Here is a 23,847-nt window from a genome sequence, read left to right on the forward strand (position 1 = left end):
TCGCGGTCGGGGGGTTCGCCAGCGATTCTACCGTGCGCCGACGGCGGCTCGGTCCGGACCGGCGACGCGGGAGGCGTAGTGGACGGCCCGCTGCTCGAGCGCCGAGCGCAGCCGGGCGAAGAGGGCGGCCGACGCGTCGCCCGGCCAGTCGGGCGGCAGTGCTGCGGGCGGCAGGCCGGGGTCTCGGTAGGGGACGACGCGCCACTCGTCGAGTGCGCGCACCCAGAGCGCGAACGCCTCCTCGTCTCCGATCGCTGCGGAGGCGTCCGCGTCGCCGAAGCGATCGAGGAACGACTCGTGGACGCGCCGGATCGCCGGGAGGTCGTACCAGCGCGCGAGGCCGTCGACGAGATCGCCGCGGACGCCGGCGTCCACGAACAGCACGGCGTCGAACTCGGCGACCACCTCGGCGAGCTCCTCCTCGAGGGCCGCCGGGCCGATCCAGAGACCGTCCGCGACGGTCCCGCAGCCGATCGCCGCCAGTCGGCGACGCAGCTGGTGGCGCAGGGCGCGCTGCCGTTCCGGGAAGGAGTAGGACACCAGGCACCAGGCGGTGGCCGCGCGGCGCTCGCCGAAGATGCGTGCGTCGCCGCGCTCCAGCATCGGGAGGGCGTCGGGGTCGAGCGCATAGCCCAGAGCTCCTGCGGGGCCGGTCTCGCGGCGGAGCACTCCGCGCGCGACGAGCCGCGCGATGCTCGACCGGGCCGTCGCGGGCGGGATGCCCAGCGAGCCGAGCAGCTGCACCGCCCCGGCGGCGGACATCCAGCCGCCGAGCGGGCGCAGCGTGTTGCCGACGAGCGTGCGCAGCAGAGCCGTGGCGCTTCCGCTGGTCGCCTCGAGATCCTCGCGGACGGCGACGGAGGGCGCCGCCTCCCGGTCAGTCATGCGTCAGCTCGCCCAGGACGTCGCGCACGGCGGCCATTCCGCGGCACGTCTCCTCGAAGCTGGTGCTCAGCGGCGAGAGGCCGATGCGGAGGCCGTCGGGGTCGCGGTAGTCGGGGATGACGTCCTGCTTCCACAGAGTCGCGGTCACCTGGCGCATCGCCGGGTGGTTGAGCGTCACGTGACCGCCGCGCCGATCCGCGTCGCGCGGACTCGCGAGCGTCGCGCCGAGCGGGGCGAGCCACTCGTCCGCGAGCGCGATCGCGAACTCGGTGAGGGCGACCGACTTGGCGCGCACCGCGTCGATCCCGGCGTCCGCGATCATCCCGATCGTGTCCTGCATCGCCAGCATGCCGACGATCGGCGGCGTGCCGCTGATGAAACGGCGGATGCCGTCCGCCGGCCGGTACTCCGGGCCCATCGCGAAGACGTCGCTCGCACCCATCCAGCCCTGGATCGGCTGGGTCAGCTGCTCCTGCAGGCCCGCGGCGACGTAGCCGAACGCGGGCGAGCCGGGCCCGCCGTTGAGGTACTTGTAGGTGCAGCCCGCGGCGAGGTCGACGCCCCACTCGTCGAGCCGCGCCGGCACGGACCCCGCCGAGTGGCAGAGGTCCCACAGCACGAGGGCGCCCGCATCGTGGGCGATGCGCGTGATGGCCGGCACGTCGGCGAGGTAGCCGGAGCGGTAGGCCACATGACTGAGCACGACGAGCGCCGTCTGCGGGCCGACCGCCGCGCCGACCTGCTCCGGAGTGACGCCGGCCTCGGTGTCCGCCTCGATCCAGACCAGGTCGAGGCCGCGCTCCCGCGCGATCCCATCGAGCAGGTAGCGGTCGGTGGGGAAGTTGTCGGTGTCGAGCACGATCTGCGAGCGGCCCGGCCGGGCGTCGACGGCGGCGCGGGCGAGTTTGTAGAGGACGACCGTGGTGGAGTCGCCGATGAACGTCTGCCCGGCGGCGGCGCCGAGCGCGGCGTCGGCGAGGGCGTCGCCGATGGTGAACGGCAGCTCCATCCACTCCTCGTCCCAGCCGCGGATGAGCCGCCCTCCCCATCCCTCGACCAGGAATCGCTGCACCCGGTCGATGCTCGCCAGGGTGGGACGGCCGAGGGAGTTGCCGTCGAAGTAGGCGGAGACGCCGGAGCCGTCCGCCACGCCGACGAAGCGGTCGCGGTACCCGGCGAGGGCGTCCGCGGCGTCCAGGGCGCGCGCGGCGGTGAACGGGTCGGGGGAGAGGAGTGTCGGAACGGTGAGGTCGGTCATCGGTGCGGTCCTTCGGTGGAGATGGTGGTGCGTGTGGTGCTGTCGGTCGTGTCGGTGTCGGTCGTGTCGGGGGAGGCGGGGGCGGGGAGGTCGGCGACGGCGCGCGGGCGGGCGGTGGCGATCCAGGCGGCGAGATCTGCCGGATCGGCGGGCGGTGGCGCGGGGGTCCAGGCGAAGCGCGGGCCGATGGAGGCGTTCGGCGCGAGGTGGGCGGCGCTCCCGTCGCCCGCGATGGAGCGCAGCGTCTCGACCGCGGTGAGACCGGCGGTGAGCAGATCGGCGATCTCGCGGGCGTTCACGCCGACGGCGAGCGGGCCGTTCCCGAGGTCGGTGCCGTAGAGCACCCGCCCGCCCGCGGCGTGGAAGCGGCGGAGGTTGTCGATCGCGATCGCGTGCTGCGCGGTGGGGTGCCCCCAGCCGTGGATGTCGAGCGTCGAGATCCAGGTGGCGCCGCGATCCGCCATCTCGGCGAGCACGGCGTCGTCGACTCGCTCGTCGAAGGGCGTGTGCGCGAGGTGCGTGGCACCCGCGGTGATCGCGCGAGCGGGCTGTCCCGGGCCTTGCGCGTGCACGATGACGGGCAGCCCGGCCGTCACGGCCTCATCCACGATCGCGCGCAGCGTCGCGTCGTCCACAGTTTCGCCGGCGGCGCTGTTGAGCGCGACCTTGATGCGGGAGGCTCCTGCCATGACTTGTTCGCGCACCGCCTCCCTCCCGTCGCGAGGCCCGCCCACCTCGCGCGCGGCGCCGGGGGGAGCCCAGGTGGACCGTGCGGGGTAGCCGCCGGGGGCGGTGAGGAGGGCGCCGGCGATCGTGGTCGTCGGGCCCGGGGCTTCTGCCGCCAGCCAGCCGGTGGCGACGGAGGGGATCCAACCGAGGTCGTGGGCGTGGGTGATCCCTCCGGCGAGGAGCGCCGCGGGGTCGATCAGGCCGAGGTGCACGTGGTGGTCGGTGAGCCGGGGGAAGAGCGTGCCGCCGATGTGGTGCGGCCGGAGGTCGGTGCGGGCGGTCGGGGTCAGCAGGTCGCCCCGCACCTCGAACGTGGCGGGGGTGCGGAAACCGTCCCCGGTCCAGGCGGCGTCGACCCGGACGGCATCGAGCCGGACGGCATCGAGCCGGACGGCATCGAGCCGGGTCACCGCGGGGCGCCGATCTCGGTGCGGACGGCGTACAGCTCGGGGAAGAAGGTGAGGTCGAGCGCCTTCTGCAGGAAAGTGACGCCGGACGATCCTCCGGTGCCGACCTTCATCCCGATGGTGCGCTGGACGGTCTTGAGGTGACGGAACCGCCAGAGCTGGAAGTTGTCCTCGAGGTCCACGAACTCTTCACAGGCCTCGTACTCGGACCAGTGGGTGTCGGCGTTCTCGTAGATGCCGCGGAACACCGGCACCAGCTCCGGCGTGTAGACGTGGGCTTGAGTGACGTCTCGGTCGAGCACGGCGGCGGGGATGTCGTGGCCGGCGCGGGCGAGGTAGTGCAGGAACTCGTCGTACACGCTCGGCGCTTCGAGGAGACTCTCGAGCAGTGCGTGCGCCTCGGGATCGGCGGCGAACACCGAGAGCATGCGGCGGTTCCTGTTCCCCAGCACGAACTCCACCGCGCGGTACTGGTACGACTGGAAGCCGGAGGAGTTGCCGAGGAACCCGCGGAACTGCGCGTACTCGGTCGGCGTCAGGGTGGCGAGCACCGACCACTGCTCGGTCAGCGTCTTCTGGATGTGCTTGACGCGGGCGATCCGCTTGAGCGCCTGCGGCAGCTCGTCGGCACGCAGCAGGTCGCGCGCGGATTCGAGCTCGTGGAGCACCAGCTTCAGCCAGAGCTCGGTGGTCTGGTGCTGCACGATGAACAGCAGCTCGTCATGGTGCTCGGGCCGGCTGACGGGGTGCTGCGCGCTCAGAAGGGTCGCCAGGTCGAGGTAGGAGCCGTACGACATCCGCTCGCGGAAGTCCGTCACGATGTCCGGCTCGAGATCCCGCGTGTTCCCGTCGACGCTCATGCTGCAATTCTGCGCCGATCGTCACGAAAACGCAACATCGAGACGCCGGAGATTTCGAGGACCCCGGTGATCAGCCGCGCTCCGAGCCGGCCTCCGCATCGCGGACGGCGCGCTCGACGCGGGATGCCCGCCCGGGCAGCAGGTGTCCCGCGCCGCTGATGAGCTCCACGTGCCCTCCGGCGAGCGCGATGTCGGCGCGGCGGGCGGCGGCGGGTGCGTCGAGCATTCGGTCGCGCGCGCCGTACAGCGCCCAGACCGGGGCGGCGATCGCGGACAGCGCGGCGTCATCGAAGACCGGCAGCGGATCGGTGCGCGGAGCGAAGTGGGCGAACGTCGTGAGAGCGAGGGTGGCGAGCGGGCTGGGCCCGGTCGTGCCCGACGTGGGGTGCGGACCGGTCAGATAGGAGAGCGCGCGGGCGCGGCCACTGCGGCCGGCGACGGCGAGGAGCCCGGCCACGAGAAGCGGTGCCGTGCGGCGGGGCCCGATGCCGCTCGACGAGACCAGCACGACGGCGCGCGGGAGGTGCGGAGCCGCCGACGCGGCGTCGAGGGCAACCCAGCCGCCGAGGGATTCGCCCACGAGGACGGGGCGCTCGACGCCGAGCTCGCGGACGACGGCGCCCAGCCACGATGCATGGACTCCCGGACTCAGGGGAAGCCGTGTTCCGCTCGGGTCGCCCGGCTCTCCAGGGAGGTCGAGGGCGAGTACGCGATGGTCGGCGCTCAGCCCCGTCAGCTCCGCGGCCCACCCTGCTGCCGTCGCGCCGGATCCGTGCAGGAGCACGACGGGCGGTGCGTCGAGCGGTCCTGCGGCAAGGGCGTGGACGGTCATGGCCGGTCTCGAGCTGCTCGACGGCAGTCCGATTCGGATGTGCTCGACGTCCGGCAGGAGTGCTCGCACGGTCTCGTCGTAGGCGTCCTGCACTGTCCGTGCGCCCGCGGGGGAGCGGAAGGCGGTCGTTGCGTCCTCACGCATGGATGGCCTCCACCGCGCGATGGATGGTGGACGCCGCCTCGAGCACGTTCCCCGCGGAACCGCTCAGGATGACCCGGAGCGTTCGCGAGCCGGCAGCGCGCGACAGATGAGCGTCGACCCCTGACACGAATCCCTGTGCGGTCACGAGCGTGGTCAGGCGCTCCGCGATCGAGCTGTCGTGGGCGTCGATGTCGAGGATCACCGTCGCTGTCGCGGGTGCACCGTCGCCCGGCATGGTGGTCGGGGCGGAGGCGGGCGCCCCGGTGAGAAGGCGCAGATCCTCCACGCGGATGCGGTACTGCTTGCCGATCCGGGTGGCGGCGAGGCGCCCCGATCGGATGTAGTCGCGCACGGTGCGCGGCTGTACGCGGAGCTCGTCGGCTGCTTCGTTCACGCTGAGAAATGACCTCATGCGACAACTATATACGTATCCAAACAGCTACAAACGCATATATCGAGCAGGGGTTCGACGCCGTCGCGTCATGGAACGCCCGGCGCTGCGTCTCTTTGGACGCGACCAGTCGGAGCGGTCGTACCCGAAACCCCGAACTCCCGAACTCCCGAACCCGAACCCGAACCCCGAACCCGAACGCAGCCGGCCGTACGCCCGTCGGTCGCTGCCCCTCCCGAATGAGCGTTCCGATGACCCCTCGCGACACGCGACCCACCCCGCAGCACCGGAAGCCCTCCCGCCGCCGTGGGGGCCGAACCGACCCCGAGGAGCTCTCCGACAGCGACCTCGTCGAGCGGTCGCGCGCCGGTGACGAGCTCGCGTACGCGGAGCTGTGGCGTCGGCATGCCCGCGCGGGTCTGACCGTGGCACGCTCCGCGAGCTCGACGCTCGACCCCGACGACCTCGTGGCCGAGGCGTTCTTGAAGATCCTGCAGGCGGTGCAGAGCGGCAAGGGGCCCCAGGTGGGGTTCCGCCCGTATCTCTTCACGACGATCCGCAACGTCGCCGCGTCCTGGGGCCGCGATCGACGGGAGTCGCCGCTGGAGGACGCGGAGGCGGTCCCCGATCCCGAGACGACGGAGTCGACCACGCTGAAGGCGCTCGAACGCTCCCTCACCGCGCAGGCGTTCCGCTCCCTCCCCGATCGCTGGCAGGAGGTGCTCTGGTACTGCGACGTCGAGCAGCTGAGCCCGGCCTCGGTCGCCCCTCTGCTGGGGCTCAGCCCGAACGGCGTCTCAGCGCTCGCCTACCGGGCGCGGGAGGGACTCCGCCAGGCGTGGATCCAGGTGCACCTCCAGTCCCTCGAGGCGGACTCCGAGTGCCGCTGGGTGACGGATCGCATGGGCGCCTACTCCCGCGGCAGGCTCGCCGCGCGCGAGACGAAGCGGTTCGAGGCGCATCTGCTCACCTGCGCCCGCTGCACGATCGTGCTCGGCGAAGCCCGCGACGTCGGGTCGCGGCTGGCCCTGATCGTCCTGCCTCTGACGGTGGGCACGGGAGCCGCGGCCGCCTACGCCGCGTGGATCCAGGGTGGACACAACGCGGTCCTGGCCTCGGCCGGGTCCACGGCGGCGGCTCCGCTTCCGGCGTCCGTCTCGACCGCGATCTCGCCGGCGGGTCCGGCGGGTGGTGCAGCCGGTGGTGCAGGAGCGATCGCGGGCGGGGTCACCGTGGCCGCCTGGACGGGCGGCGGACTCCTCGCCGCTGCCGCGGTCGCCGGGGTCCTCGTGCTCGGCCCGCAGCTCCTCACATCCGGCGGCGACGGTCCGACCGCCGACGTGCCGGTCGCGACGGCGCCGCGCGCGCTGGGCGAGGACGGGACGAGGGGCTCCGCGACATCCGGCCCCCTCGCCGACGCTCCGGTGGCCGAGCCGCCGGCCTCGCCGCGACCCGGACCCTCCACGCCGCCTGTCCCTCCGGGCACCGGCCGCGAAACGGGCCAGAGCGACGGCGCCGCGCCGTCGCGACCCGGGGTGCCCGCCGACCCGGCCGCGACGGAGCCGGCGACGCCCAGCGCCCCGACGGGCCCGACCACGCCGACGGGCCCGACCGCCCCGGCCGATCCGCAGCCCCTGGCCGCGCCCGTGGTCACCTCGCCCTGGGAGTCCGACCGCGCCACCTCCGCCACCGCCGTGGACCTCGCCGGCACCGGCACTCCCGGCGCCATCGTCGGTGTTGCGGCCCGACCGTCGGCGACCTCCTCGGCTGCCGCGACCGCGAGCACACCGGCCTCCCCGCTCCTCGCCTCGACCATCGTCTCCGGCACGGGGGCATGGTCGCTCGCCGTCGATCTCTCCTCCCTCGCCGACGGATCGTGGCTTCTCGACGTCGACCAGCGCACGTCCGCCCGCACCTCGGCGCCGACGACGCTGGGCCTCCTGGTCGACCGCACTGCTCTGCCTCCCGTGATCGCCGCGGTCGACACCGGCACCGGAGCCCTGGCCGGGCGGGCGGCCCCGATCGTGTCCGGGACGGCGGAGCCGGGAGCCTCTGTCGTGGTGTCGGACGGCGACCGCGCGCTGACGACGGTCACCGCCGACGGGTCGGGATCCTGGAGCACCGGGGAGCTCATGCTCGCGTCCCCCTCCTACGCGCTCACCGCCCGTCAGACGGACGAGGCCGGCAACGTCTCCCCGCCCTCCGCGGCGGTGACGGGCATCGCGACCGCACCGGACGTGTTCGCGATCGGGTCCCCGTTCGCCGCCCTCCTGGTGGTGCACGGCGAGCCCGGTGACACGGTCGAGGTGTGGCTCGACGGTGCGGAGACGGGCCACACCCTGGCTCTCGACTCCACGGGCTATGGTGCGGTGCTCCTCGTCGTCGCGCCGGGCGACCACCGCGTCGGCGCGACCGTGGTCGTGGACGGGCGGCACGGTGTGCTCGCCGACACGGCCGTGTCGGCGCCGTCCTGAGCGGATCCGCCGGCCCGCCAGCGACGGGGTCCGCGTCTCCTCCACCCCACCCGTCGTTCACCTCCCGGTTACCCGGCCGTCGCGCCGCCGTCGTCCCCGCCGCCTAGCGTGTGCGCTACAGGAGGAGTGCTATGGGCAGGCATTACGATCTCGCCATCGTCGGCAGCGGCATCGTCGGCCTCGGCCATGCTGTCGCGGCGTTGCGCCGGGGCCTGACCGTCGCCGTCGTGGACCGCGCCGCGGCTCCCTTCGGCGCGTCCGTGCGCAACTTCGGGCACCTCCACGTGACGGGCCAGGACGGTGAGGCGCGGGCCTACGCCGAGCTGGCACGGGAGCTATGGCTCACGCTCGCCCCCGAGGCCGGGTTCTGGCTGCGGGAGTCGGGCACCGTCGTCGTCGCGCAGGCCCCGGACGAGCTGGCCGTGCTGGAGGAGTTCCGCGCGCAGCGCGGAGGCCGTCAGGTGCGCATGCTGACACCGGCGGAGGTGCGCGAGCGCATCCCCGTCGCCGACGGCGTCGCCGTGGGCGGTGCGTTCCTCCCCGCCGACCTGCAAGTGGACCCGCGGGAGGCGGCTCCCGCGATCGTGCGCTGGCTCGATGCGCACGGCGTCGACTTCTACTGGCAGACCGCGGTGGGCGGGGTGCAGACCGGAACGGTCCACACGTCGCGCGGCCGGCTTGCCGCCGACGCGGTCGTCGTCGCCGTCAACCATGACGTCGAGCAGCTGTTCCCGGGCGTCGCAGAGGCCCACGGCATGGTCCGCTGCGTGCTCGACATGATGCTGGTGGAGGCGGAGCTCGACCATCCCCTCGCCGCCCCGCTGCTCACCGGCTGGTCGCTCGTCCGGTATCCGGGATTCGCACGCACGCCGAGCGCGGAGGCCGTGCGCGAGCGCCTGGCGGCCGAGCACCCCGCTCTGGCCGCGCTCGACGTGAACCAGATGTACACGCAGCGTCCCGACGGCTCGCTGCTCGTCGGCGACACCCACCGGCTCGGCCCGGATGTCCCTCCGTTCCAATCGGAGGAGGCGTTCGAGCTGCTCCTGGAGCGTGCGCGGGCTCTCTTCGGCACCGGCCGGCTCCGGGTGCGCGAGCGTTGGCAGGGCGTCTACGCTTCCGCTCCCGACGAGTTCCTGGTCGCCGCTCCGCAGCCCGACGTCCGCGTGGTTTCGGTGATGACCGGCATCGGGATGACCACCGGGCTGGGCTTGGCCGATCGCGTGGTCGACGAGCTGTTCGCCTCCGCTCCCGGCGTGCTGGCGACTGCCGCGGGCCGGGCCCACTGACACGTCTGCACGAGACAGGAGAAAGGCATCCCCATGACCCCTGACGGCCGCATCACCAGCGAGTTCGACGACACCGCGATCATCGAGCCCGAGGAGGACGACGAGCTCGCCGACCTCGAGCTCGTGGTGCTCGACCTCGTCGGCACGACCGTCGTCGACGACGGTCTCGTCGAGCGTGCGTTCGTCCGGGCCGTCGACATCGCCGGCCTGGCCGGGTCGGAGGGCGACCGCGAGCGCTCCCTCGCCTTCGTACGCCGCACCATGGGCCAGGAGAAGGCCGCCGTGTTCCGCGCCCTGACCGGTGACGACGACCAGGCGCAGCACGCCACCGCCGTCTTCGAATCGGCGTATGCCGAGCTCGTCGCCGCGGAGGGCGTCCGCGCGGTTCCGGGCGCCGAGGAGCTGGTGCGGCTGCTCCGCGATGCCGGCGTCGCCGTGGCGCTCACGACCGGGCTCTCACGGGCGACGCTTGACGTCGTCCTCGACGCCCTCGGCTGGGACGACCTCGCCGACGTGACGCTGACCGCGGACGAGGCGGGTCGCGGCCGCCCGTACCCCGACCTCCCCCTCACCGCACTGCTGCGCACCGGCGCGACCTCCGTCGACGGGATGGTCGTCGTCGGAGACACCGCGAGCGACATCGCCTCCGGCATCGCGGCGGGCGCCGGTCTCGTGGTGGGTGTGCTCTCGGGCTCCCACGACGAGCGCGACCTGCTCGACGCGGGAGCGGACGCGGTCGTGCACAGTGTGGCCGACCTCGCCGAGCTGCTCGGCTTCGACGACGAGGACGAGCCGGCCGACGAGGGCCGCTTCGCGGGGGACGCTGTGCTCGCGCCTGCCGAGGGACCGGCCGGCCGGTGACGATAAGGGCGGTGACACCGCGCGTCGTCGCGCCGCCGGCGAGCCTGGGGATGGGGGTCAGCGTGTATCCGTCGGCGACGGCGATGGTGTGGCCCGGGGAGGGGCACCGGCACGAGGCCGTCGCCGTGCCCGGCGTGCGCCTGGCTCCCGGGGACGTGCTGGTGGAGATCGAGCTCGCGACCGTCTGCGGCTCCGATGTTCACACGGTGCTCGGACACCGCTCGGCGCCGACGCCGCTGGTGCTCGGCCACGAGCAGGTCGGCCGTGTCGTCGCGCTCGGCCGGGGCGGCGCCAAGACGACCGACGGCCACCGGGTCGCCCTGGGCGAGCGCGTCGTCTGGTCGGTCGCCGTGCCGTGCGGGCGCTGCGTGCGGTGCCGCCGCGGCCTCCCGCAGAAGTGCCTCACCGTCCAGAAATACGGCCACGAGCGCATGCGCCGCGGCTGGGAGCTCTCGGGCGGGTTCGCGACGCACACGCACATCCTCGACGGCACGCCCATCGTGGCCGCCCCGGACGACCTGCCCGCAGCAGTGCTCGCCCCCGCCTCCTGCTCCACCGCCACCGTCGCCGCCGCCCTCGAGGCGGCGTCCGAGATCGTCCCCCTGGACGGAGCACTGGTGCTGATCGCGGGCGCGGGGATGCTCGGACTCACCGCCACCGCGATGGCGACGGAGGCGGGGGCGCGCGTCGTCGTCAGCGATCCGGTGCCCGCCCGTCGGGAGGCCGCCCTCGCGTTCGGCGCCGCGGCCGTCGCCGATCCGCGCGCCGCAGCGGACGCCCCCGCCGGTCTCGCGACAGCGCTCGGCAGGGCGGGCGGTCGCGCCGCCGCACCCACCATCGCGCTGGAGCTCTCCGGCACGGCCGCGGCCCTCCGTTCGCTCCTGACCGCCGTCGACGTGGGCGGGGTGCTCGTCCTGGTCGGGTCCGCCTTCCCCGGCCCCGACCTGACTGTCTCGCCGGAGCAGCTGGCCCGTCGCCTGCTCACGATCCGAGGCGTGCACAATTACGCGCCGCGGCACCTCGAGCAGGCGGTCCGCTTCCTCGCCGGGGGCGGCCGCGCCTATCCGTTCGCGGAGCAGGTCGGGATGATCTTCCCCCTCGCCGAGGTGGACGCTGCGCTGCAGGCGACCGGGCACTCGCGGGTGGGCGTGCGGCCATCGTCTGTTTCCTGAGCGTTCTCACATGTTCGGTTCTCTAGGATCGAGCTCCCGAACCCGTGAGGAATCCCGTGATCGAGACGACCGACCCGACCACCCGTCCCCGCAGCACCGATGACCAGGCCGCGCCGCCCGAGCCGCCGGCTCCCGCGGCGCCTCGGCAGCATCGGCAGCCCGGCCCGGCCAGCCGCGCCATCGGCTCGCTGATCTTCTTCAGCCGCTGGCTGCAGGCTCCGCTCTACCTCGGCCTGATCGTCGCCCAGGCGATCTACGTCTGGGTGTTCATCGTCGAGCTGTGGCATCTGGGCGAGAAGGTGGTCATCCACGGCGAGATCAAAGAGGCGGAGGTCATGCTCGCCGTCCTCGGCCTGATCGACGTCGTGATGATCGCCAACCTGCTCATCATGGTCATCATCGGCGGGTACGAGACGTTCGTCTCCCGCGTCAACACCGACGGCCACCCCGACCAGCCCGAGTGGCTCTCCCACGTGAACGCCAACGTGCTCAAGGTCAAGCTGGCGATGGCGATCATCGGGATCTCGTCCATCCACCTCCTCAAGACGTTCATCGAGGTGGGCGACCTCGGCGCCCCGGGCGCGACGAACGTGACCGGCGCCGTCTACACGCCGCAGGGCGTGCTCTGGCAGGTCGTCATCCACTGCGTCTTCATCCTCTCGGCCGTCGCGCTCGCGGCGATCGACCGGATGTCGCGCAAGGCGGGCGCGCACTAGCGTTCCCTCGTCAGCGACGCGGGCGAGGCGAGCACCGACCGCAGCGTCCCAGGCAATGCGCTCACGAGCCAGGTGCTGCTTCCGGCCACGAGCCAGAGCTGAAGCTCAGTGGAACTGATGAGCATTCCCTGAAGCGCCACGACTGCGGACGCTCCGGAGAGGAAGAACGCTCCTGCGAGGAACAGGCTCTCGATCGTGAGGATGAGTCCCAGCGAGTGCGGTGAAGTGCCGGACAAGCGGTAGGCAGCGACCTCGCTCGACCGAGTCCAGACCAGAACCGAATTCAGGATCCCGCCGACGGCTCCCAGCACGACGGGCAGGAGTTGGCCGGGGCGAGAAGTCCAGCCGGCGACGGGATCCGGCGATTCGCTGAGGTGGACCCGTCCCGCGATCGCTCCCCCGCTGACGACGAGCTGCGAGGCCAGGTTCGAACTTGCAGAACGAACGTTCGAGAATCGCGACACCTCTGCGATACAGGTTGGTGCCCACATCTCGAGTGCGTCCACGGGCACGACTACTGCCCGATTGGTCGGAATGCCTTCCGGTTGCTTCGGAGAGGACGACAATCGGCGCTGGTCTGAGGGACCGAAGGTCACCACTCGCGTGGGGGCGGCGCTGAGATCCGCCCCTATCAGGCCGTCTGCCTCAAGTAATCCGGGAAACAGGGACGAGCTGGCGGTGTAGATCGGCGTCCGGGCCCCCAGCTCCGGGAAGTCCCGAGTTCCCTCATCGATCAGCAGTCCGGCGCGGATGACGCCCGAATCGCGGGTTAACGCCTCGCACGACGCGCGCGAGATAAGGACCTCCCGCTCGGGCGACGCGGACTGAAACGAGATGAGTCTCGAGCCTTTGGCCTCGCCCGATGCGAGCACCGTCTGGAACTGAGTCGATTCGTAGGCGTAGAACGACGCTGCCGTCGCTCCGAGGAAGACCGCTGCGGTGCACCCCAGGATCATGCGGGAGCGGAGCGCGATGACATTGAGGGCGGCTTCCCGCAGGATGGCGGAAGATCTCCAGCGGGCGGCCCTCATGATCGCGTGCCCCTGATGGTGACGACCGTGGACGCCGATGCGATCATCACAGGATCGTGGGTTGCGATGATGATCGTGGCGGAACCGCGGGCGCGCGCGAAGAGGTGCGCCAGCTGCTGAGTGTTGTCCTCGTCCAAGGCGGCGCTCGGTTCATCGGCGAGGATGAGCGGTCGACGCGACGCCAGTGCACGCGCGACGGCGACACGTTGACGCTCTCCTCCCGACAGATTGCGGGCCGCCTCGTCGCTCCGCTCGCCGAGCCCGACATCATCGAGGGCTCGTCGTGCCCGCTCGGCGGCCGGGGCGAACGTCAGGCCCTCGCTCAGCGGTCCGAGCATGGTGTTGTCCAGCGCCGACCGCGCGCCCAGGATGTTGACGTCTTGGGTGATCCAACTCACGAATCGCGGATGGGGTGTGCGCACACCTGTGGCCGAGGCGATCTCGATACGTCCGGACGTCAGCGTCCTGAACCCGGCGATCGACGCGAGGAGCGTCGACTTCCCGCTGCCGGAAGGGCCGACGAGGGCGCTGACTTCCCTGGCCGGGAAATCCGCAGAGAGCCTGTCGAAGACGGTCCGTCGCGCGAATGACACGGTCGCCTCGACGACGGCTACCCGCACGTCAGAAGGTCCTTGGCGTCCACGGTCGACGCATCGCGAACGACAACATGTCCGATGAGGCTCGCATCGATCAGGACGTGGCCGATCTCCCCCTCGTCCGGTGTGACTTCGACGGCACGAGCGGCCGCTCGCATCGAGGGTAAAGTCTCGCCGTCCGGAATCTCGAAGACGCAGGAACGCCCCGCCGCGGTCGTGCGCACCGCGGACGCCGGCACGCTGCCGAGCGGTGTCGCGCTCTTTCGCGCGAGTAGAGCGCCCTCGAACCGGACGACGCCGCCGGAATCGTCCGTCGACCGCTGCTCCTCCAGTTCGCCAGTGTTCGAGCCCATGCGAAGGGCGGTCCAGAGTGCGTCGGCCTCGTCACCGGATGGGTTCAGCCCGGAGACGCCGATCTGCTCGGTGCCGATGAGGACGACGAGGTCGCCGCCGCCCAGCCGGGATTCCGATCCTGATCGATGGGCGCGCGTGGGTTTGATCTCGACGGAGCTCACTCGGGGCGCTCCTCTGAGAACGACCCGCTGACTCGTGAGCCGTTGCCCGACGCGGATGTCCACCGTGCTGACCTCTCCGAAATCGAGAGGTACGAAGACGACGTATGAGGAGCGGAACACTCCGTCTGGTTCGTAGCCATGACGCTTCTGGAACGCGACCGTCGCCGCCTCGTATCGTGAGCCGAAAAAGCCGTCGGATGCGCCGGGATCGAGGAACTCTGTCGCAGCGAGAAATGCCCCGAGCGCTTTCACATCGTCGCCGCTCGCTCCCCGTGCGAGGTCTCGGTGCAGAGGCGTGGCTTCAGCGAAGGCCGGAATGGGGTGTCCGTCGAGGCTGAAGAGATCCACGCCGCTCTGCACAGGTACGCCCGGCTCGACAAGCACCGCGGTCACCGTTCCCTCCGTCGTGGCCGACGCCGCGGGGGTCGTATCGAGAGTCGCCGCGATGCTCACGGGCTGGCGGTGATCGAGCTCGCGACTCCCGACCGTGACGGAGCCGGACTCCGGTTCCGTCGTCGACGTGCGCTGTGCTGTCTGGGCCCCGAACACGCTGAATCCGAGAAGCAGGACAGGAGCTCCCCAGAGGACCACGAGCGCGATCGATCCTCCGATGACCGTTTTGGCCTGCCGTGCACGACGTGGCGCCTTTTCAGCCATCTGCCGGACAGTCACCGAGCTGAATGCCGTTCCCTCTGAGGCGTTCGAGGTTCTCGGTGTATTTCTCGCTCGGGACGATGCCGTGAGAGCGAAGACATTCGGCTACGATCTGGGCAGACTCCGAGGTGTCCTCGTGGGCGATCTGCCAAGCCTGGTCGACCTGTGCCCAGTTGAATGCGTAGCACGTGTCATCGACACCCGAGTCCACGGCCGCTGAGGGGACCCCGAAGTCCATCAGATCCCCACTGATATGCGGCTGATCGAGTTCGTACCCGTGTCGCGCCAAACAGGCCTCGTATGCCTTGAAAGCAGCCTCGTACTCGTCCCAGGTCACGTCGCCGTCGTCGAGAGCCATCCTCTGCTGCGCAGAGATCGATGGTTCGACGGTGGAGCGGGCCGGCCGGTCGGCCGGCCCGCTGCACCCGACGACGCTCCCTACGACGACGGTCATCACGAGGACCGCGCGTAGGGATCGCATCAGCTGTACGCCACGGGATTGCCCAGAGAGCCGCCCGTGATCGTGTGCTGGCCACCGAACACCCGGTATCCCACCGGTCCCTGTACCACCGAGCCCGATGCTTGCTTCCACGCCGTGTACAGGGTTGAACCGCCGGAGACGGTGTATCCCACGCGGATCTTCACCGAACCGCAGATGCGCTGCTCGCCTGCGGTGTAACTATTGCCGGTCGCGGTGCTCGTTCCGACGAACGAGTCGTAGTATGTGCACTTGCCGTTGACGGTACCGACCGCGCTCGCAGGGGCCGCCGTCGCGAATCCGCCGATGAGCAGCGCCAGTGCAGGCCCGGCGGTGATGAGCATGGATCGTCTGCTTGCCATGAACTTGCCTTCCGTTCTTCGTCGAGCGGAATGGACCGTGGTCCCTCTCCCGTCGTCGGAAGGGACGAGTCCAAGACCCATGCCTGACTCTCCCAGCGATACACGGGCGGCCCGTGGTGCGCGTCTCGATTTCGGTAGACCGCGCTGCGATATCAGTAGTTCAGCGACTGACGGGGTCGGATCATCTCACCGCACCAGCAGCCCGCGCGCGACCGCAGTGTGCCACGCGATGAGCAGCGACGGGTCCACGATCTCCCCGCCGGCGACCAGAGCGGCGAGATCGGCGATCGGGATGCGCCGACACCGCACCTGCTCGAACGGGTCGTCGAGCTTCGGCGCGAGCGTCGCCGCTGCTTCGGCGAAGAAGAGGTGGACCGGCCAGGCGGATCGGCCCGGGTTGGGGTAGAAGACCTGCAGGTGTGTCAGATCGCCCGCCACGATCCCGAGCTCCTCGACTGCCTCGCGGCGTGCGGCCTCGGCCGGATGCTCGCCGACGTCGCCCGCACCGCCCGGCAGGTCGAGGATCCACCGGTCGAGGGGGAATCGGTACTGGTGCGAGAGCAGGATGTCGTCGCCGTCCCGTATCAGGACCGCGGCCCCGAACGGGACGCTCTCGTCGACCTCGTAGCGGCCGGGCGTCCCGTCGGGTAGGGCGACCGTGTGCTCGCGGATGGTCGTCCGGCCGGCGTAGACGGTCTGCGCGGAGAGGCGCGTCCATTTCTGCTCGTCCATCCCCTCATCCTCGCGCCAGGCTTCGCCGCCCGCCGAATCGGGTGCATCGTGGAGGCATGAGCGTCGACCCTCTCGCCGGCTTCTTCCGTCTGCTCCGCGCCGTGCCGGTGCCGCCCGACGCGGAGGCGCTCTACGGCGACGACCCTGAGGGTGCGCGCCGGGAGCGCAACCTGCGCCGCTACCTGGCCATGCCGCACGCGCCCGTGCTCCTGCTGGGCGAGGCGCCGGGCTGGCGGGGCATGACGGTCACCGGGGTGCCGTTCACATCGGTCCGGGAGGTGGAGGCTGCGGTCACTCCCGAGATCGCCGCCCTCGAGCTGCCCTCCGAACCGCAGGCGCCGTGGGAGGCGTCGAGCCGTGACGTCTGGGCGGCCTTCCGTGCCTGGACGGGGCCGCTGCCGCTCTCTTGGCCGGTGTACCCGCACCATCCTTTCGTCGCGGGCGACCCGCGCACGAACCGCACACCGCGTCCCGCCGAGGTGCGGGCAGGCGCTCCGGTGGCGCTCGAGCTGATCCGCGCGCTCGGCGTGGAGGTCGTGGTCGCCGTGGGCCGCAAGGCGCAGGGGGCGCTCGCCGCGGCGGGGGTCGAGGCGCCGGCCGTCCGGCATCCCGCACAGGGGGGAGCGCGGCAGTTCACCGAGCAGCTGCTGAGGCTGAACGGGAGCATGCACGGCTGAGAGCGGCCCGCAACGCCGGGGTTGACACGCGATTGATTCGCCGCGTACTATTCCACACGGAATAATCAAGACGGAATAATTGATCTCGGAACGCTCCCCATGACACCCAGCCCCTCCCTCACCCCGCTCGCCGTGGCGGCGCTCGCGCTGCTCGCCGAAGGTCCCACGCATCCGTACGAGATGTATCAGACCCTCGTGCTGCGGTCGGAGGACCGGCTCGTCAAGGTGCGCCCGGGGTCGCTCTACCACACGGTCGACCGCCTGGCCCGGCAGGGGTATGTACGGGCGACCGGCACCGAGCGCGAGGGCAACCGGCCCGAGCGCACCACCTACGAGATCACGGAGCAGGGGACGCGGGCTCTCACGGAACGGATCGCCGACATCGTCGGCACGCCCGTCAACGAGTATCCCGAGTTCCCCGTCGGGCTGGGGGAGTCGCACAACCTCCCCGTCGAGTCCGTCATCGCGCTGCTGCGGCAGCGCGTCTCCCTGATCAGGGCAGACATCGAGACGCTCGACGACGCGGAACGCTCCGTCACGGCCAAGGGCCTGCCTGCCCGGTACTGGATGGACGTGCGCTACCTGCGCGCGATGGCGGAGGCCGACGCGGCCACGCTCGAGGCCCTCATCGACGACCTCGTCTCGGGAGAGATCTCCTGGGACGACGAGAAGAAGCAGTGAGAAAGAGACCCATGGAACGCGAACTCAAGCCCTGGCCGGCCCTCTGGGCCCTGGTCGTCGGGTTCTTCATGATCCTCATCGACACCACCATCGTGTCGGTCGCGAACCCTTCGATCATGAAGGGGCTCGACCTCGGCACCGACTACAACGCCGTCATCTGGGTGACCAGTGCGTACCTCCTCGCGTACGCGGTCCCCCTCCTGATCACCGGCCGCCTCGGCGACCGCTTCGGACCGAAGAACATCTACCTCATCGGCCTCGTGATCTTCACGCTGGCCTCCGCCTGGTGCGGCTTCGCGGGGGACATGCCCGGCGGCGGCATCGGGATGCTGATCACGGCCCGTGTCGTCCAGGGTCTCGGTGCGGCGCTGATGACACCGCAGACGATGGCCGTCATCACCCGGATCTTCCCGCCGGACCGCCGAGGCGCGGCCATGGGCCTCTGGGGAGCCGTCGCCGGCGTCGCCACGCTCATCGGCCCGCTGCTCGGGGGCATCCTGGTCGACACCCTCGGCTGGGAGTGGATCTTCTTCATCAACGTTCCCGTCGGCGTCGTCGCGTTCATCCTCGCGATGCGCCTGGTGCCCGCCCTTCCGACGCACTCGCACAGCTTCGACATCCTCGGTGTGATCCTCTCGGCGGTCGGCATGTTCCTCCTCGTCTTCGGCATCCAGGAGGGCGGCACCTACGACTGGGGTGTCATCTGGGGTCCCATCAGTGTGTGGGGGCTGATCATCGCGGGCATCGTCGTCCTGATCGCGTTCGTGATCTGGCAGGCGATGAACAAGAAGGAGCCGCTGCTGCCGCTCCCGCTGTTCCGCGACCGCAACTTCTCGCTGTCGAACGGCGCGATCACGACCGTCGGGTTCGCCGTCACCTGCATGGCGCTGCCCCTGGTGTTCTACTTCCAGACCGTCCGTGGCCTCACTCCGACCGAGTCGGCTCTGATGCTCGCGCCGACCGCCGTCTTCTCCGGCGTGCTGGCGCCACTCATGGGCCGCCTGATCGACAAGATCAACCCGAAGTTCATCGCGGCCCCGGGCCTGCTGCTCTTCTCGATCGCCCTGTTCCTCTACTCGCGGATGCTCTCGCCGGACGTCACGATCTGGTGGCTGCTCATCCCGAGCGCCCTCATGGGCATCGCGATGTCGGGGGTCTGGGGACCGATCTCGGCGACGGCCACGCGCAACCTCCCGCTGAATCAGGCGGGCGCGGGATCCGGCGTCTTCAACACCACCCGCCAGATCGGCGCCGTGCTGGGCAGCGCCTCCATCGCCGCACTGATCGAGAGCCGTCTGGCGGTCGATCTGCCGAAGGTCCCCGGAGGTGCGAACGTCAGCGAAGCGAGCGCCGGCACCGAACTGCCGCAGTTCCTCCACGCCGGATTCACGCAGGCGATGGCGGAGGCGCTGCTGCTGCCGTCGGCGGTCGCCCTCCTCGGCGCGCTGATCGTGATCTGGTGGGCCAAGCCGAAGCCGCCCGCGTGGGGGCCCGGAGCTGCCGCCGCGGCCGGTCCCGGGGCCGCTGCGGGTGCGCCAGCGGGCGCTCCCGCCGAGGTCGGCGCGCACGGTTCGCACGCCGCGCCGGTCCCCGTCGACGCGGTGGCGCATGGATCGCACGCCGCCGACGTGCCTCCCGCGACCGACCTGGCCGAGGGGGAGGAGCCGCCGCACGGCCTCCACTCCGCCCCGGTCGCGGACTGACCGGCCGACCGGCGCCCGACGTCACGAAGCCCTCCTGCCGTTCGGCGGGAGGGTTTCGTCGTGCTCGGAAGTCGGAAGAGGGGAAGGAGCCGGGCGCGCTCAGGCCCCGGTCAGCCGCTCCAGCAGCTCGCGGTAGCGGGCGGTCGTGCGCTCGACGATCTCGGCGGGCAGCTCGGGAGGGGTGCCGGACTTGTCCCAGTGCGCCGCGAGCCAGTCGCGGACGATCTGCTTGTCGAAGCTCGCCATGCGCTCCTCGGCGGTCGCCGCCGTCGCGTAGACCCGCGCGTCCCAGTACCGGCTCGAGTCGCTCGTCAGCACCTCGTCCGCGAGGGTGATCTCGCCGGTGGTGCGGTCGGCGCCGAACTCGAACTTGGTGTCCGCGATGATGACGCCGCGCTGCTCGGCGATGGCGGAGGCGCGCGCGTAGACCTCGAGGGAGAGGCGGCGCAGCTCCTCGGCGACCTCGGGGCCGACGAGCTCGACGGTGCGCTCGAAGCTGATGTTCTCGTCGTGCTCTCCGAGCGGTGCCTTCCACGCGGGAGTGTAGAGCGGCTCCGGAAGCCGGTCGCCGTTGCTCAGGCCCTCCGGCAGCGGGATGCCGCACACGCTCCGGCTGGCCTGGTACTCGGCCCACCCGCTGCCCGTCAGGTACCCGCGCACGACGCACTCGACGGGGAACATGTCGAGCGGCTTTACCAGCATGGCGCGGCCGGAGACCTCGGCGGGGATGCGCTCGACGACCCGGTCGTCCGCCCCCTCCCGGCGCAGCTCGTGATCGGGCACCAGGTGGTTCGGAACGTCGCTCAGCTGGTCGAACCACCAGAGGCTGAGCGCGGTCAGCAACTCGCCCTTGCCCGGGATGCCCGGGGACAGGACGTGGTCGAAGGCGCTCACCCGATCGCTGGCGACGACGAGCACCGCATCCGCGTCGTCGAGCCCGGAGGCGCCGTCCGGCACATAGAGGTCACGGACCTTGCCCGAATAGCTGTGGACCCATCCCGCCAGTTCGCTCACCCGTCCATCGTAGGGGCGTTCGACGGGTGCACGCGCCTCCCTCAGCCGGGCAGCGTCGCCATCGCGGCGGCGAACTCGTCGTCCGAGAGAACGCCTTGCGAACGCATCGAGGCGAGTGTTCCGTCGGCGGACCGTCTCACGAAGAGCAGATCGACGGGCCGGACGGCGGCGCTCGCGACGAGGCCGAGGATGGCCTCCACGACGCCGGGCGACGGACGGTCCCCATCGAACCGGTCGACGTCGCGATGCGCACGTTCACATCCCTAGACTGAACCGGTCGGAGGCGGCGCGGGACCGCGCGCGCCACGGTGCGAAGGAGGACCACGTGGGCGAATGGAACTGGGCCGGCAACTACGAGTACGGGGCGAGCCGCATCGCCGCTCCGGCGACCGTGGCGGAGCTGCGGGAGCTGATCGCCGGCGCCCGCACCGTGCGGGCGCTGGGGAGCCGGCACTCGTTCAACGATCTCGCCGACACCGGTGACCTCCTCGTGAGCACTGCGGCGCTCCCGGCGAAGATCCGGATCGATGCGGAGGCGCGCACGGCCACCGTCGGCGGCGGGGTGCGCTACGGCGACCTCGCGCGGGAGCTGGAGGCCGCCGGCTGGGCACTGCACAACCTCGCGTCGCTCCCTCACATCTCCGTCGCGGGCGCGATCGCGACCTCCACCCACGGGTCGGGCGACCGCAACGGCACGCTCGCGACGGCGGTCGCCGGGCTGAGCATCCTCACCGCCGACGGGGACGTCGTCGACCTGCGCCGCGGGGACGAGGGCTTCGACGGCGCCGTGGTCTCGCTCGGGGCGCTCGGCGTCGTGCTGGAGGTGACCCTCGACATCCGGCCGACCTACACCGTGCGGCAGCGACTGTTCGGCGGGGTGCCGTGGGAGGCGGTCCTCGACCGGTTCGACGAGGTGACGTCGGCGGCCTACAGCGTCTCCCTCTTCACCACGTGGGACGAGCCCACGGTGAGCCTGGGCTGGATCAAGGAGCTCGCCGACGCTCCCTCCGCCGTCGGCGACGACTTCTTCGGCGCACCCGCCCTCACCGAGGCCCGGCACATGATCGCGACCATGGATGTGCGCAACACCACCGAGCAGCTCGGAGTCGCGGGTCCGTGGAGCGAGCGGCTCGCACACTTCCGCTTCGAGTTCACGCCGTCGAACGGCGCGGAGATCCAGTCGGAGTACCTCGTGCCGCGCGCGAACGCCGTCGCCGCGATCGGCGCCGTGCGCTCCCTCGGCGCGCTGATCGCTCCGGTGCTGCAGATCAGCGAGATCCGCACCGCGGCGGCCGACGACCTCTGGCTGTCGAGCGCTTACGGCACCGACGTGGTCGGTCTCCACTTCACCTGGCTGCGCGACCAGGAGGGGGTGGAGGCGGTGCTCCCCGCGCTCGAGGACGCCCTCCTCCCGCTCGGCGCGCGCCCGCACTGGGGCAAGCTCTACCTCGACCCGGCCGGCCTCGTCCCGCACCTGTACCCGCGCCTCGACGACTTCCGCGCCCTCACCGAGCGCTTCGACCCCGCGGGCCGCTTCCGCAACCCGTTCCTCACCCGCCTCCTCGGCTGAGCCGCCGAGGCGGCCCGAAATGGGGTCGAATCCGCCCAGACGCCTGACTATCGGCCGCCTCGGTGGCCTCGCCCGCCTCGAGGCCGCGGGTCAGGAGACGCGGGCGGCGATATCCGTGCGGTGCTGGGAGCCGGGGAGGTGGATGCGGTCGACGGCGGCGTAGGCGCGTTCGCGCGCCTCGGCGAAGGTCGTGCCGCGGGCGACCACGGAGAGCACCCGGCCGCCGGTCGCGATCAGCGCGCCCGACGCGTCGAGTGCGGTCGCCGCGTGGGCGATCGTCACCTCGGGGACCTCGGCTGCCGCCTCCAGCCCGGTGATGGGGCGGCCGGTCAGCGGCGCCTCCGGGTACCCCTCGCTCGCGACCACCACGGTGACCGCCGTGTCGAGCGCGAACTCCGGCCGCGGCATCCCGGCCAGCGCTCCGGTCGCCGCCGCGAACAGCAGCGACGACAGCGGCGTGACCAGCCGGGGGAGGACGACCTGCGTCTCCGGGTCGCCAAAGCGCGCGTTGAACTCGATCACGCGGATGCCGCGCTCCGTCACGATGAGGCCGCAGTAAAGGAGCCCGATGAACGGCGTCTGCTCGACGGCCAGCCGGCGCACGGTCGGCAGCGCGACGGTGTCGATGACCTCGTCGACGAAGGTCTCCGGGAGCCAGGGGAGCGGCGAGTAGGCGCCCATCCCCCCGGTGTTGGGGCCGGCGTCGCCGTCGAGGAGGCGCTTGTAGTCCTGGGCCGGGCTGAGCGGGAGCACGGTGTGGCCGTCGCTGACGAGGAAGAGCGAGACCTCCTGGCCGTCGAGGAACTCCTCGATCAGTACACCGCCCTGCGTCAGGTAGTGCTCGGCGTGCGCGAGCGCGGCGGCGCGGTCCTCGGTGACGAGCACGCCCTTGCCCGCGGCCAGCCCGTCGGCCTTGATGACGTACGGGGCTCCGAGATCGTCGAGCGCGGATTCGACGTCGGCGAGGGTGGCCGCGCGCACGGCGCGGCCGGTCGGCACCCCGGCGGCCTCCATGACGCGCTTCGCGAAGGTCTTCGACCCCTCCAGCTGCGCCGCCGCCTTGCCCGGACCGAAGACCGGGATGCCGCGGGTGCGCAGCGGGTCGGCCACCCCGGCGACCAGCGGGGCCTCGGGACCGATCACCACGAGCTCGATGCCGTTCTCGATCGCGTACTCCGCCACCGCCGCACCGTCGAGCATGTCGAGGCCGGTCTCGACCGGCACATCCGCGGCGATGCCGGCGTTGCCGGGGGCGGCGACGATGTGGTGGCCCGCCTCCTCCGCGAGGAGCGCGGTGATGATGGCGTGCTCGCGGGCACCGGAACCGAGGACGAGAATCTTCACGCGACCATGCTAGAGGGCCGGGAGGGGCGTTACGGCCCGGCCGTGCTCCGGGGCCGCTTCCGCCGGCTCCCGGATGCGCACGGTGGGAGGATGGGGTCATGGCCCGAGCGAAGATCCCCGACTCCGAGGGCGGTCCCGCCGTGCGCGCCGCGCTCGCCGAGGGCGCCGACCGCAACACCACCGCGACCGCCGTCCGCTACCTTCTTCAGCTGCTGGCCGAGCGCGCCCCGGGCAACACCGTCGAGGTGCGCGTCCCGCCCTTCGGCGCGACCCAGTGCATCCCGGGCCCGCGGCACACGCGCGGCACCCCGCCCAACGTGATCGAGACCGACCCGCGCACGTGGCTCGCCCTCGCCTCCGGTGCGCTGAGCTGGGACGAGGGCCTCGCCTCCGGAGCCGTGCACGCCTCCGGCCAGCGCGCCTCCCTCGAGGGCCTGCTCCCGCTCCGGTACTGACCGCGCCCCGTATCCCGGTG

25 protein-coding genes are annotated in these 23,847 nt (G+C 71.7%); 10 read left to right on the forward strand and 15 right to left on the reverse strand.

Features of this window, described 5'->3' with window-relative positions; translation table 11 throughout:
* Positions 1-27: 27 nt before the first annotated feature.
* From LLS1_RS02860 to LLS1_RS02885, 6 genes are all read right to left on the reverse strand, one after another.
* Positions 28-885, reverse strand: coding sequence for a PaaX family transcriptional regulator C-terminal domain-containing protein (locus LLS1_RS02860; RefSeq protein WP_226653510.1), 858 nt, complete (start codon positions 883-885; stop codon positions 28-30).
* Complete coding sequence (locus LLS1_RS02865) at positions 878-2,143, reverse strand: kynureninase (protein ID WP_226653511.1); 1,266 nt, start codon at positions 2,141-2,143, stop codon at positions 878-880. The genes LLS1_RS02860 and LLS1_RS02865 overlap by 8 nt, the downstream gene beginning before the upstream one ends.
* On the reverse strand, positions 2,140-3,282 hold the full coding sequence (locus tag LLS1_RS02870; protein ID WP_226653512.1) for an amidohydrolase family protein: 1,143 nt from the start codon (positions 3,280-3,282) through the stop codon (positions 2,140-2,142). The genes LLS1_RS02865 and LLS1_RS02870 overlap by 4 nt, the downstream gene beginning before the upstream one ends.
* Positions 3,279-4,139, reverse strand: coding sequence for a tryptophan 2,3-dioxygenase (gene kynA, locus LLS1_RS02875; protein WP_226653513.1), 861 nt, complete (start codon positions 4,137-4,139; stop codon positions 3,279-3,281). Before kynA ends, LLS1_RS02870 begins: the two co-directional genes overlap by 4 nt.
* A gap of 70 nt (positions 4,140-4,209) precedes the next feature.
* Positions 4,210-5,115 (reverse strand): alpha/beta fold hydrolase, encoded by a 906-nt coding sequence (locus LLS1_RS02880; RefSeq protein WP_226653514.1) that lies wholly within the window; start codon positions 5,113-5,115, stop codon positions 4,210-4,212.
* Positions 5,108-5,527: a helix-turn-helix domain-containing protein gene (locus LLS1_RS02885; protein WP_226653515.1), complete on the reverse strand. Its 420-nt coding sequence runs from the start codon at positions 5,525-5,527 to the stop codon at positions 5,108-5,110. Before LLS1_RS02885 ends, LLS1_RS02880 begins: the two co-directional genes overlap by 8 nt.
* Before the next feature lie 230 nt (positions 5,528-5,757).
* Between LLS1_RS02885 and LLS1_RS02890 the strand changes: the two genes are divergently transcribed.
* The 5 genes from LLS1_RS02890 to LLS1_RS02910 all read left to right on the forward strand — a co-directional run bounded on the left by LLS1_RS02890 (position 5,758) and on the right by LLS1_RS02910 (position 12,015).
* A complete protein-coding gene (locus LLS1_RS02890) occupies positions 5,758-7,980 on the forward strand; it encodes a sigma-70 family RNA polymerase sigma factor (protein ID WP_226653516.1) in 2,223 nt (740 codons plus the stop codon).
* A 131-nt stretch (positions 7,981-8,111) separates the two neighbouring features.
* Positions 8,112-9,266 carry a TIGR03364 family FAD-dependent oxidoreductase gene (locus LLS1_RS02895; RefSeq protein WP_226653517.1) on the forward strand — a complete coding sequence of 385 codons (1,155 nt, stop codon included), beginning with the start codon at positions 8,112-8,114 and terminating at the stop codon, positions 9,264-9,266.
* Positions 9,267-9,299: 33 nt separating this feature from the next.
* Positions 9,300-10,127, forward strand: a complete 828-nt coding sequence (locus tag LLS1_RS02900) for a phosphonatase-like hydrolase (RefSeq protein WP_226653518.1) — start codon at positions 9,300-9,302, stop codon at positions 10,125-10,127.
* 11 nt (positions 10,128-10,138) lie between these two features.
* Positions 10,139-11,299: an alcohol dehydrogenase catalytic domain-containing protein gene (locus tag LLS1_RS02905; protein ID WP_226653519.1), complete on the forward strand. Its 1,161-nt coding sequence runs from the start codon at positions 10,139-10,141 to the stop codon at positions 11,297-11,299.
* 56 nt (positions 11,300-11,355) lie between these two features.
* The gene (locus tag LLS1_RS02910; RefSeq protein ID WP_226653520.1) at positions 11,356-12,015 is read left to right on the forward strand and encodes a TIGR00645 family protein; all 660 of its coding nucleotides are present in this window, start codon (positions 11,356-11,358) and stop codon (positions 12,013-12,015) included.
* Here the strand turns inward: LLS1_RS02910 and LLS1_RS02915 are convergent.
* From LLS1_RS02915 to LLS1_RS02940, 6 genes are all read right to left on the reverse strand, one after another.
* On the reverse strand, positions 12,012-13,046 hold the full coding sequence (locus LLS1_RS02915; protein ID WP_226653521.1) for a hypothetical protein: 1,035 nt from the start codon (positions 13,044-13,046) through the stop codon (positions 12,012-12,014). The two genes, LLS1_RS02910 and LLS1_RS02915, sit on opposite strands and share 4 nt — an antisense overlap.
* On the reverse strand, positions 13,043-13,666 hold the full coding sequence (locus LLS1_RS02920; RefSeq protein ID WP_308443774.1) for an ATP-binding cassette domain-containing protein: 624 nt from the start codon (positions 13,664-13,666) through the stop codon (positions 13,043-13,045). Before LLS1_RS02920 ends, LLS1_RS02915 begins: the two co-directional genes overlap by 4 nt.
* Positions 13,657-14,814, reverse strand: coding sequence for a peptidoglycan-binding protein (locus tag LLS1_RS02925; RefSeq protein WP_226653522.1), 1,158 nt, complete (start codon positions 14,812-14,814; stop codon positions 13,657-13,659). The genes LLS1_RS02920 and LLS1_RS02925 overlap by 10 nt, the downstream gene beginning before the upstream one ends.
* Complete coding sequence (locus LLS1_RS02930) at positions 14,807-15,268, reverse strand: hypothetical protein (protein ID WP_226653523.1); 462 nt, start codon at positions 15,266-15,268, stop codon at positions 14,807-14,809. The genes LLS1_RS02925 and LLS1_RS02930 overlap by 8 nt, the downstream gene beginning before the upstream one ends.
* A 23-nt stretch (positions 15,269-15,291) precedes the next feature.
* Positions 15,292-15,651, reverse strand: a complete 360-nt coding sequence (locus LLS1_RS02935) for a hypothetical protein (protein ID WP_226653524.1) — start codon at positions 15,649-15,651, stop codon at positions 15,292-15,294.
* A gap of 186 nt (positions 15,652-15,837) precedes the next feature.
* Complete coding sequence (locus tag LLS1_RS02940; protein WP_226653525.1) at positions 15,838-16,383, reverse strand: NUDIX hydrolase; 546 nt, start codon at positions 16,381-16,383, stop codon at positions 15,838-15,840.
* A gap of 56 nt (positions 16,384-16,439) precedes the next feature.
* On the opposite strand from LLS1_RS02940, the gene LLS1_RS02945 reads away from it, so the two are divergent.
* From LLS1_RS02945 to LLS1_RS02955, 3 genes are all read left to right on the forward strand, one after another.
* Positions 16,440-17,060, forward strand: a complete 621-nt coding sequence (locus LLS1_RS02945; RefSeq protein WP_226653526.1) for a uracil-DNA glycosylase family protein — start codon at positions 16,440-16,442, stop codon at positions 17,058-17,060.
* Positions 17,061-17,159: 99 nt separating this feature from the next.
* Positions 17,160-17,741, forward strand: coding sequence for a PadR family transcriptional regulator (locus LLS1_RS02950; RefSeq protein WP_226653527.1), 582 nt, complete (start codon positions 17,160-17,162; stop codon positions 17,739-17,741).
* 11 nt (positions 17,742-17,752) lie between these two features.
* Positions 17,753-19,444 carry a DHA2 family efflux MFS transporter permease subunit gene (locus LLS1_RS02955; protein WP_226653528.1) on the forward strand — a complete coding sequence of 564 codons (1,692 nt, stop codon included), beginning with the start codon at positions 17,753-17,755 and terminating at the stop codon, positions 19,442-19,444.
* Positions 19,445-19,543: 99 nt separating this feature from the next.
* Here LLS1_RS02955 and LLS1_RS02960 read toward each other — a convergent pair whose 3' ends face one another.
* Positions 19,544-20,458, reverse strand: coding sequence for a phosphoribosylaminoimidazolesuccinocarboxamide synthase (locus tag LLS1_RS02960; RefSeq protein ID WP_226653529.1), 915 nt, complete (start codon positions 20,456-20,458; stop codon positions 19,544-19,546).
* Positions 20,459-20,499: 41 nt separating this feature from the next.
* Positions 20,500-20,658 carry a hypothetical protein gene (locus LLS1_RS02965; RefSeq protein WP_226653530.1) on the reverse strand — a complete coding sequence of 53 codons (159 nt, stop codon included), beginning with the start codon at positions 20,656-20,658 and terminating at the stop codon, positions 20,500-20,502.
* Between the two features lie 125 nt (positions 20,659-20,783).
* Here LLS1_RS02965 and LLS1_RS02970 point away from each other — a divergent pair, with 125 nt between their 5' ends.
* A complete protein-coding gene (locus LLS1_RS02970; RefSeq protein ID WP_226653531.1) occupies positions 20,784-22,028 on the forward strand; it encodes an FAD-binding protein in 1,245 nt (414 codons plus the stop codon).
* Positions 22,029-22,118: 90 nt separating this feature from the next.
* Here LLS1_RS02970 and purD read toward each other — a convergent pair whose 3' ends face one another.
* On the reverse strand, positions 22,119-23,372 hold the full coding sequence (purD, locus tag LLS1_RS02975; protein ID WP_226653532.1) for a phosphoribosylamine--glycine ligase: 1,254 nt from the start codon (positions 23,370-23,372) through the stop codon (positions 22,119-22,121).
* Positions 23,373-23,470: 98 nt separating this feature from the next.
* Here purD and LLS1_RS02980 point away from each other — a divergent pair, with 98 nt between their 5' ends.
* Entirely contained in the window at positions 23,471-23,827 is a 357-nt protein-coding gene (locus LLS1_RS02980; protein ID WP_226653533.1) for a sterol carrier family protein, read from the forward strand.
* Positions 23,828-23,847 lie beyond the last annotated feature (20 nt).

It is taken from the genome of Leifsonia sp. LS1, from assembly GCF_020521355.1.
Taxonomy (GTDB): domain Bacteria; phylum Actinomycetota; class Actinomycetes; order Actinomycetales; family Microbacteriaceae; genus Leifsonia.